The sequence below is a fragment of the Priestia sp. SIMBA_032 genome, from assembly GCF_046535215.1.
Classification (GTDB): Bacteria; Bacillota; Bacilli; order Bacillales; family Bacillaceae_H; genus Priestia; species Priestia aryabhattai.
This window is the reverse complement of the sequence record NZ_JAWRXD010001448.1, coordinates 1-241: the sequence shown is the minus strand read 5'-3', so window position 1 is coordinate 241 and position 241 is coordinate 1. Positions and strand designations below refer to the sequence as shown.

The following is a 241-nucleotide window of genomic DNA, read 5'->3' as shown; positions in this document are numbered from 1 at the left end:
CACCGGCTTGCCCAATCGCCGGGCTTTCATGGAGGAGCTGTCGGCTTCCCTCGCATCCCGACCGGACTGGGAGCCGATGGTCATCCTCGTGCGTCTGCGCGATCTCGAGCAGCTGGTGACCCGCTTCAGCTACCGGGTCGGCCAGGACCTGGTCAAGGCCTTCGCCCGGCGCCTGGAAGGGCAGGACTTCGCATTATGCGGCTACTTCGGCCCCGCCCTCTTCGTGGTGGTGCCCCGCCAC

1 protein-coding gene is annotated in these 241 nt (G+C 67.6%); it reads left to right on the top strand.

Features of this window, described 5'->3' with window-relative positions:
- Positions 1-28: 28 nt before the first annotated feature.
- A partial coding sequence (locus tag SB717_RS39115; protein ID WP_410908667.1) for a hypothetical protein occupies positions 29-241 on the top strand: 213 nt, incomplete at its 3' end.